The sequence below is a fragment of the Synechococcus sp. R55.3 genome (assembly GCF_047461975.1).
Classification (GTDB): domain Bacteria; phylum Cyanobacteriota; class Cyanobacteriia; order Thermostichales; family Thermostichaceae; genus Thermostichus.
The window spans coordinates 1-8,403 of the sequence record NZ_JANSIG010000110.1; the positions used below are offsets into that span (position 1 = coordinate 1).

An 8,403-nucleotide genomic window follows, 5' to 3' on the forward strand; every position below is an offset into this window, starting at 1 on the left:
CGGGGCACGAAGTTGTTGTCTGCAGTAACTTCACCGGCAAAAATGTGGACGTGGCGAGTGGTGCATTTCAGCATTGCGATGGCTCCGCTCCGGATCTAACCTGATAAACAGCGTATCACTACCTAGCGCTTGTGGGGGATCCGCTATTTGCCCTCGACTTGTTCCGGCCCTCTCTATGTCTGCTGTTAATGTCTGCTGTTATTCCCCAACTGGAACGCCTGCACATAGAGGTGACCAACGTTTGCAACTTTAAGTGCGAGTTTTGTCCAGATGGGATCATGCAACGGCGGCGGGGGCACATGGAGCCCGCTCTGCTGGAGCAGATTTTGGAGGAAGTAGCGGCAACAGGGCTGGCCCGCGTGATGGCTTTTCACCTGATGGGGGAGCCGCTGCTCTACCCATACCTTTTCGAGGGTATTCGCAGGGCCGCTGAGCTTGGCCTTCGCCTGCACCTGACCAGCAACGGCAGCACCTTTGCCCTCTGGCCGGAGCACATTGAAAAGCTGAACCGCAGCCCCTTTGCTAAGCTAACCATTTCCCTGCAAACTCCCGATCCAGTCACCTTCAGCATTCGCGGAGCACCTCCCCGCCTCACGCCGGAGCGCTACTTTGCTGGGATTACCCAATTTCTGCAGGTGCACTTGCGCTCCTCCAGCCCTACGCAGGTGCATCTCAAATTCCTGGATACTAGCCCCCACCCGTTTTTGGTGCCGCATAAGGCTCTTTCGGTGATCGATTCTGCACAGCAGATGCGCGCTCAGCTCTCGGCTTGGGCCAGACGAGCTTTGCAAGGGATCCCGGATGCACCGGCTCTCGATTGGGTAGAAGCCCAGATTGCTACTTACCGACCGGGCCGCTGGCAGCAGATCCGCATCCATCCCCGCTTGGTTTTGGAAACGTTTCCCTTGGACAGTTGGGGCAACGTGGAGACAGACCGGGTAATCCCAGCTCGCTGGGGATACTGCAATGGCGCTTCCGGTCAGGCGGGGATCCTCTACGACGGCACGGTGGTGCCCTGTTGCAAGGACTATGAAGGGCAAATCCCGCTGGGGCAAGTGACGCTGGGGGGATCCCTGGCCGAGATTTTGCGGGGCCAACCGGCCTGTGCGCTGCGGCGGGGGTTCAATCGTCTGCAGGTGAACCATCCCGTTTGCCAGCGCTGTATGGGTGGAGACACTTGCATCAAAGCCTTGGCCAGACAAGTGGGTTCCGTTGTCTACTTCAAGGTGTATCGGCCTTGGAAACAGAGGCTGGATCCCGGTTGGGGACAAGTGTAGACAGTTTCGGGAAAAGTCAACGCCCCACAGCAGCGGTTTCCCTGCCGTGGGCATAGCAACAACGTGACTTTCTTTCGTGATTTCTTCTAAGGGGCTCAAGCCTTGGGAGGGAGTTCCAAGGCCAGCGGCCCCAGCAAGCCCTTGCGGTAGTCGTTGAGAACTTGCCGTGCCGCCCGCTGGGGATCCCCTTGATACCGCCGCTCGGCCAACTCCTGCACTGCAGCACCACCGGGAGGGATCGGATCCGGCCAACCGTAGCGCCTTTGTAGGAGAGATCGGGCTTGGGGCTGCACCCTCAGCACGTGATCCAAAAAGTAGGCCGCCACCCGTTCGGGATCGTAGGCCGCTTCGCCGATGTCATCGCAGATGGCCAACAGAGAAGCCGCCTGTTGATCCGGCAGAGAGGGCGGTAGGATGCCCGGCGAGTCCAACAGATCCAACTCTCCCCCCAGCCGCACCCACCGCAGTTGCCGCGTCACTCCAGGACGTGCTGCGCTCTCGGCTGCCCGCCGCCCCAAAAGCCGATTCAGCAGAGCAGATTTGCCCACATTGGGAAAGCCCACCACCACCGCCCGAACGGCCCGCGGTCGCATGCCCCGCTGTTGACGCCGCGTGTTGACCGATTGCCCCAAGTGCAAGACCGCCTGCTTGAGGCGATTCACCCCTTCTCCTGAGCGGCCATTGGTGGGATAGACAGGGATCCCTTGCCGTAAAAAATACTCCTGCCAAGCTTTCAGATCCCTGGCCTCAATGCAGTCCACCCTGTTCAGAGCCAAAAGACGAGGTTTTTCCCCCAGCCACCGGCCCAGCTCAGGATGACGGCTGGCCGAAGGGATCCGCGCATCCAACACCTCGATGACCGCATCCACTCGCTGCAACTCTTCCCGCAACTGGCCGATCGCCTTGGCAATGTGGCCGGGATACCACTGGATGGCCGGAGAACTCATGCCGCCAGAATCCTAGAAGTGGACAGCAGAAATCAGCAGTGGGATCCAATCTAGCCCGATTCCCCAAAAGAGGCTCAACCTGCCCACCGAGGTAGCCAATAATACAATGTGGACGCGGCTGGGATCTTTATTTCATGGACAAGCTAATGTTAAGGCGTGTAACAGAGGGAAGGTTATGGTCAAGCGCGTGCGGTTGGATCCCATTGCCCAAGTGTCTGAAATCGCCACCAACAGCAATTTGCTCTCGGTACTGTTGCAGGAAGAGCTGAATGTGTTGAAAGAGTGCGGCGGGCGCGGCCTCTGTGCCACCTGCCATGTGTACGTTAAGGAAGGGATGGAGTCTTTGTCTCCGGTGAGCAAGCGGGAGCAGCGCACCCTGGAGGCGATCACCACCTGCAAGCCCAACTCCCGCCTGGCCTGCCAAGCGCGCGTGCTGGGGGAAGGGGTGGTGGTGGAATTGCCTGCCGGGATGTACATCAATGCTTTTCAGGATATCGAGGCGTTGATCGGTCGGCGGGCCGAACAGCCGCTTTTGCACCCTGTAACCGGCGCCATTTTGGTGCAGGAGGGTAAGCTGATCACCCGCTCGGTGCTGGAATCGGTGAAAGGGCTGGATCTGGATATCCAAGAAGCGTTGGCTCGGAGCAGCCAGGAGTTTTGAAATTGTGATCGCGACAGCGGGCCGGAGTCCTTTCCCATCCTTTAGGCCAGTTTGAGCCACTTGGCCACCCCATCTATACAGAGAGCATTCTTGGGCCTTGGGCACTCCATCATGACAAGGCATTTTCCTTCCTAATGATGAGCTGATGATGAGATGAGTACCCCTATGCCCCCTGTGTTTCTTGGGATCGATCTGGGCACTTCTGGGATGCGGGTGGTGGCCCTCTCAGAACAAGGAGAGGTGGTGGCCAAAAGCGAGCGCCGGTGGGATCCCCCAGAGACCAATCCAGGCCGCTGGTTGCGAACCCTGAAAGCCCTTCTGGGACAACTAACCGCGCAACTGGGGGATCGGTATTCCATTGCCGCTCTGAGTGCGTGCAGCACTTCCGGCACCATTCTGCCGGTGGATGGTCGGGGCATGCCGTTGGAACAGGCGTGGCTGTATTCCGACCCGCGGGGCCAGGCTCAGGCCAAGCAATTGGGGATCCCTGCCAGTTGGGGCCTCAGCCGTTGGCTGTGGTGGGCGGAAGCCCATCCTGATCAGTATCGAGACAGCTACCTGGCCCATCCGGCGGACTTTTTGCTGAGCCAACTGGGGGGGCGCAAGCTGGTTACCGATCACACCCACGCCCTCAAAAGTGGCTTTGACCTGGAGACCTACACCTGGCCTCAGGAGTGGTTGGCGCGGCAGGGCCTTGATCCTAAGCATTTCCCCGAGGTGGTGTCGCCGGGAACGGGTTTGGGAACGGTGCGAGCAGACTGGGGATTGGGGCCGGAAGTGCTGATCGCGGCAGGGATCACGGATGGCTGTGCCGGGCAATTGGCAGCAGGGGCCACCCGCTTAGGTCAGGTTTCCACCAGCTTGGGCACAACCCTCATTTTCAAGGCCAACAGTCCGGATCCCATACAAACCCCAAGCATCTATTCCCATTTGCACCCGGACTGTGCTCCACACCACTGTCGCGAACGAACGGTTTGGTGGCCGGGAGCGGCTTCCTTTTGTGGAGGCGGAGTTTTGCCCCATTACTTCCCTGGCGGCAACTTGCAAGTGCTGGATCAGCAAGCCCAGGCTTATCTGCCCACTGGGCTGGTCAGCTATCCCCTTTGTCAGCCGGGAGAACGTTTTCCCATTGTCGATCCCCGGTTTGCCGGGTTCTTGCCGGAGGCAGAAGAGGGATCCCCCCGTTTTTATGCTGCGTTGTTAGAGGGGGTAGCCATGGTCGAGCGGCTGGGGCTGGAAACGTTGGCGGCTCAAGGGATCCCGGTGTCAGAACAGAGTCCGATGTTCACCACCGGCGGAGGCAGCAAAAGCCCTCTTTGGTTGCGCCTGCGCGCCAGTATCCTTGCCCGTCCCTTGGCCGTGGTGAAACACCCAGAGCCGGCTGTGGGGGCAGCCATCTTGGCTGCTTCTGCCTATTGGTGCTGCTCTGTCCAACAGGCTGCCGATCGATTGGTGCAGGTGGAACGCTATGTTCAACCAGATCCAGAATGGGCGAAGTCTTACGCAGAGATCTACTCAGCCTTTCACAGCCGCCTGAGCAACCTGCTTTGACATGCTCCCTGCCCCACCAGCTTGCTTCCCCGTAGCGCTGGGGTTCTTGCTACGGTCATTTCAACAGTCATTTCGATCCAAACTAGGACACTACGCCCACCTAAAACATGGGCTGCGTCGTCGCATCGTCGCATCAGCGTTGCGGAGCAATCATGCACGAGGTCAGGAAGCTTTTCTCCGTAGCTCGGGCGTCTCACCCTAAGCTGAAAGACTATAGATCAAGGCACTTCTCAACTGCTCCGCGGTGCCGTCCAAACGCTTCACGCCGCTTCCGCGACCATCCCTAGGAAAGGGAGAGAGGAGCCAGGAAGCCATGCAGCGGAACAGTCTCATTCCTCCTTGAATGACTGTAGGTTTTTCCCTCTGAGACAGCGATGATGATCTCCCCAGTTGTTCGGGCTGCACTCTGCTCTTGCAAACGACTGATATTCATAGTTCATAGGGGATGTTGCATCAGCCAGAAGCCGGCGAAGGACTGGGCCTTGAAATCGGTTTGAATGGCGAGAAAGTGGATCCCTTGGGCCTGCTGCTGGCGCTGGGCAAAGACTTCTGCCTCTGTTCGCAGTTTTTCATCTCTCAGTTGCGCAAATAGGTAGCAATCGTTGAGGCCTGCCTCGAACAGGAGCCGTCCGTCTGCCACACTCAAGTAAGCGGGCTCCATACCGCTCATCCAGGCCGCCATCGGTAAAGCCCGCTGGGAGGCGATCACCAAGCCGGGAATGAGGGTGCTCCGTACCGCTGGCGCGAATGGGTCGGGCGTCAAAGTGTCCCAGGCAACCGGAAAAAGCTCGCCAAATTCCATTGGCCAAGCGTCGGCTTCCCGCAGATCCTCAGCTCGCAAGGTAACGAAAGCCCAGCGTTCTCCCTGCAACTTGTCCGGCAGACGGATAGGATCCGGCGGATCGGGATCCACAGGAGGTTCGGGGCTGTAGGTGAACTGAGTCTCTTGGGGGTAAACCCGCTCTGCCCGTTCTCGCATCCAGGCTTTGAGGGTGTAAACGCGACGACTGGGCAGCATCGGGATCCCAACCGCATCGCAGGCCCGTTGCAGGATGGAACTCATGCGGGCTCGAAACACACGAATGGCCGAGGGAGGCTGTGGGGCAGCTTCCAGGTAGCTCCGCAACTGTCGTGCCACCCAGGTGCTGTTCACCTCTTGGTTGCTGCAATACTGCGCTTGGCGAAACTGGCCGGTGGGATCGCACACCAACAGCTCCCAAACCCGTCGGTTCTGCTCATCCCGCAGGGGGACGGCGTTGAAATCCATCTGCCAGATAGGGCAGCGCGCAGGGCCAGAACGCAGGGGTTGAGTGGCCAAAGGATCCCTCCTATCGCGCTACGTGCCACTTGAGCGGGCCGGGGATCGTTCGCGTGAGCGGTGGGAAGCACTGTCCCCGACCAAGGCCAACTCCCGCTCCCCAAAAATGGCGGAAGCGTGGCGGTAGTACTTAAACTCCAGCAGGTTGTAGAAGGGATCCTGCAAAAAGAAGGTGCCGTGTTCCAAAGGGGTGTCAACAAAGCGCCAACGCGGCTCCTGATAAAAGGGCAAGGCTCGCTCCAGGGCACGGTCGGCCAGCGCCTGCCAATCCGCTTGGGTGGGGAAGATCAGGCCAAAATGGCGGGGGTAGATGCCCCGCTGGGGCGTCAGCTCTTCGTGGGTGAGGTGGGCCACCAGTTGATGGCCATACAGGTTAAAGATGACGGCAGCAGGGGTTTCTCGACCGATTTCACAGCCCAAGCCATCGCCGTAGTAGGCTTTGGCCAAGGCAATATCGGCAACCGGAAAGGCCAGATGAAAGCGGATAGTCTCCATCAACGTTCTCCTAGAAAGCTGCCAAAAGTGCCCCACCAGCCAACTTCAAACCGGCACCTCAGGACATGCGGCTTTTCCCCTTGGCCAGTGGGATCCCTGCTCTTCATCTAAGGTAGGCAATTGTGACATCCTCCCGACGCTCACCCTAGCGGGCGGAGCGCGGGCTTCCTAACCTCACGATTAGGCATTCCTGCCCCACGCCACTGACCTAGGTTCAAAACCCCCGGCAGACCGACTTGGCAGGCGGTTTCCGTTCCCCAGAGTCCCTGGGTACTACACCTTTCCAGTCCACGACGCAGAATCATCTCTGCCGACCCATGGTCGCGATGCGTTCGATACCCACACTCAGGGCAATGATGCTCTCTGATGCTCAGTGCTTTGCTAACCGTAGCAAGGCACCTTGGACAAGTTTGGCTGGTACCGTTGGGGTCAACCTGGGCAAAGTACACCCCTCGTTTCCAGCACACCCACGCCAACAGAGACAAAAACTGCCCAAAGGCGGCATCGACACAATCCTTGCCCAACATTCCTCGGGCTAAACGTTTAGCGTTGAGGTCTTCGGCAAAGATGCTCTGCCCTTGGTCGCACAACCGGTGAGCAACCTTGAAATGGAAATCTCGACGGCGGTTCGCAATACGATGGTGCGCTCTGGCAACTTTGAGCTGTGCCTTTTCCCAGTTCCGAGACCCCTTCTGTTTGCGGGCCGCTCTGCGTTGCAGCACTTTCAGCTTGCTTTGCAGCGACCTAAAAAACTTAGGGCGCTCGAAAAAACTGCCGTCCGAAACCGTCAAGAATCGTTCCAATCCCAGGTCAATGCCAATTGCCCGCCCCTGAACCGGGATATCAGGAACCGATATACTCGATTCTAGGGTTACGACGACATACCACTGTGTTCCTCGCACCTTGGACAATACCCTCACCTGCTTCACCGTAAACCCCTCCGGGATAGGACGATGCAGGTGGATAGCCACTTTCCCTATCTTGGGTAGCCGGATGGTCTGACCTGCAATAGGGTTGCTCTTGAATTGGGGAAACACGAAGGACTTGAATTGACCTTTCTTCTTGAAACGAGGAAAGCCATACCCCCGCTTCCGAAACGCCTCCCAAGTATCGTGCAGCCTACGAAGCGTGGTTTGCAGAACCTGAGAGTGTACCTTAGCCAAATGCGGAAATTGTTTCTTTGCTTTAGGCAGGTCGTTTTGCTGACGGTGATAAGAGGGAAAGGGCTCGTCGGCAGGGATGATGTATTCCTTTTCCAAGGAGCAGCGGTCTATAGGACACCGACGGGCGGCAATCCAGTCTTTGAGTTGCCGCAGGGCATAGTTATAGACGCCCCTGCAGGTTTCCAGCCACTCCAGCAGTTCAGCCTGCTGTGTGGCATTGGGATAGATGCGGTAAGTGTAGCTTATCGTCAGCATGGTTATACTCTACCCCGGGTCAGTCCGAGTGGTAAACGCTGGCTGGCATTCAAATGCGGGGAGTCCATGTAGCTCCCCGCACCCCTCGAAAGTTAAAGCTACAAGGTGGGATCCCTTCTCAAGCCCGAGATAGACTGTACGCCTTTGCGCAGGAGTGCCAACTGCTCGGATGCTATAACACTAGCTAGTGTGTTACCCGCGTGGCCGAGTCTGCAACAGACAACTCGGTGTGTTGAGAGCGTTGAAGACGCAAGAGGGCGATCTTGGCCATGACCAGCATCTGGATTGAGCAGCGCCGCCGCGAGGATGAATCTCGCAACTTTTTTTGGATGGTGGCGCTATCGCTGCTGCTGCATGTGCTGGTGCTGCTGGGATTGCTCCACTTGGGGCGGCTTTGGCTCATTCGCGAGCCGGAACAGGAGGCCATCGAGTTTATCCTTCTGGATCCAGAAGATCTACAGCCCCCAGAGGAAGCGGAGCTGGTTTCAGAAGTCGATTCCCGCGATGGGGGTGAGCGGGTAGAAGCTCCTCCTTCTCAAGGCAGTCCACCCCAATCCCAGGCCGCCCCTCCCCAGGAGGCCCCTGCTCCTCCTCCGCCAAGACCCCAACCACCGCCACCACAGCAGCCTGCCCCTGTTCCACCACCACCTGCCCCGGCTACAGTTGCTCTGGCAACCCCAACTCCAACCCCTCCACCCACGCCCACACCTACCCCAACCCCCGCTCCCCCTCAGCC

At 58.5% G+C, this 8,403-nt stretch carries 7 protein-coding genes and 2 pseudogenes; 4 read left to right on the plus strand and 5 right to left on the minus strand.

The window, feature by feature from the left end; translation table 11 throughout:
• Window positions 1-74, minus strand: a pseudogene (locus tag NW849_RS13165) (NAD(P)H-quinone oxidoreductase); the annotation flags it as partial.
• A gap of 114 nt (window positions 75-188) precedes the next feature.
• On the opposite strand from NW849_RS13165, the gene NW849_RS13170 reads away from it, so the two are divergent.
• The gene (locus tag NW849_RS13170; RefSeq protein WP_414330230.1) at window positions 189-1,277 is read left to right on the plus strand and encodes a radical SAM/SPASM domain-containing protein; all 1,089 of its coding nucleotides are present in this window, start codon (window positions 189-191) and stop codon (window positions 1,275-1,277) included.
• Window positions 1,278-1,372: 95 nt separating this feature from the next.
• Here NW849_RS13170 and ylqF read toward each other — a convergent pair whose 3' ends face one another.
• Window positions 1,373-2,224 carry a ribosome biogenesis GTPase YlqF gene (ylqF, locus tag NW849_RS13175; RefSeq protein ID WP_414358162.1) on the minus strand — a complete coding sequence of 284 codons (852 nt, stop codon included), beginning with the start codon at window positions 2,222-2,224 and terminating at the stop codon, window positions 1,373-1,375.
• A 175-nt stretch (window positions 2,225-2,399) separates the two neighbouring features.
• Between ylqF and NW849_RS13180 the strand changes: the two genes are divergently transcribed.
• Window positions 2,400-2,885 (plus strand): 2Fe-2S iron-sulfur cluster-binding protein, encoded by a 486-nt coding sequence (locus NW849_RS13180; RefSeq protein WP_414358164.1) that lies wholly within the window; start codon window positions 2,400-2,402, stop codon window positions 2,883-2,885.
• Between the two features lie 165 nt (window positions 2,886-3,050).
• Window positions 3,051-4,436 (plus strand): FGGY-family carbohydrate kinase, encoded by a 1,386-nt coding sequence (locus NW849_RS13185; protein ID WP_414358166.1) that lies wholly within the window; start codon window positions 3,051-3,053, stop codon window positions 4,434-4,436.
• Between the two features lie 436 nt (window positions 4,437-4,872).
• Here the strand turns inward: NW849_RS13185 and NW849_RS13190 are convergent, their stop codons facing one another.
• The 3 genes from NW849_RS13190 to NW849_RS13200 form a co-directional block, all read right to left on the minus strand.
• Window positions 4,873-5,754, minus strand: coding sequence for a Tab2 family RNA-binding protein (locus NW849_RS13190; protein WP_414358169.1), 882 nt, complete (start codon window positions 5,752-5,754; stop codon window positions 4,873-4,875).
• Window positions 5,755-5,772: 18 nt separating this feature from the next.
• Entirely contained in the window at window positions 5,773-6,249 is a 477-nt protein-coding gene (locus NW849_RS13195; RefSeq protein ID WP_414358172.1) for a VOC family protein, read from the minus strand.
• 140 nt (window positions 6,250-6,389) lie between these two features.
• Window positions 6,390-7,667 carry an RNA-guided endonuclease InsQ/TnpB family protein gene (locus NW849_RS13200; RefSeq protein ID WP_414358175.1) on the minus strand — a complete coding sequence of 426 codons (1,278 nt, stop codon included), beginning with the start codon at window positions 7,665-7,667 and terminating at the stop codon, window positions 6,390-6,392.
• 269 nt (window positions 7,668-7,936) lie between these two features.
• Between NW849_RS13200 and NW849_RS13205 the strand changes: the two are divergent.
• Window positions 7,937-8,403 (plus strand): annotated as a pseudogene (locus NW849_RS13205) (energy transducer TonB); the annotation flags it as partial.

Bases quoted from the DNA above. Each gene is read 5' to 3' on its own strand.
- ylqF (WP_414358162.1), bottom strand. From the start codon at position 2,224: ATGAGTTCTCCGGCCATCCAGTGGTATCCCGGCCACATTGCCAAGGCG.
- NW849_RS13195 (WP_414358172.1), bottom strand. From the start codon at position 6,249: ATGGAGACTATCCGCTTTCATCTGGCCTTTCCGGTTGCCGATATTGCC.
- NW849_RS13200 (WP_414358175.1), bottom strand. From the start codon at position 7,667: ATGCTGACGATAAGCTACACTTACCGCATCTATCCCAATGCCACACAG.
- NW849_RS13180 (WP_414358164.1), top strand. From the start codon at position 2,400: ATGGTCAAGCGCGTGCGGTTGGATCCCATTGCCCAAGTGTCTGAAATC.
- NW849_RS13170 (WP_414330230.1), top strand. From the start codon at position 189: ATGTCTGCTGTTATTCCCCAACTGGAACGCCTGCACATAGAGGTGACC.
- NW849_RS13185 (WP_414358166.1), top strand. From the start codon at position 3,051: ATGCCCCCTGTGTTTCTTGGGATCGATCTGGGCACTTCTGGGATGCGG.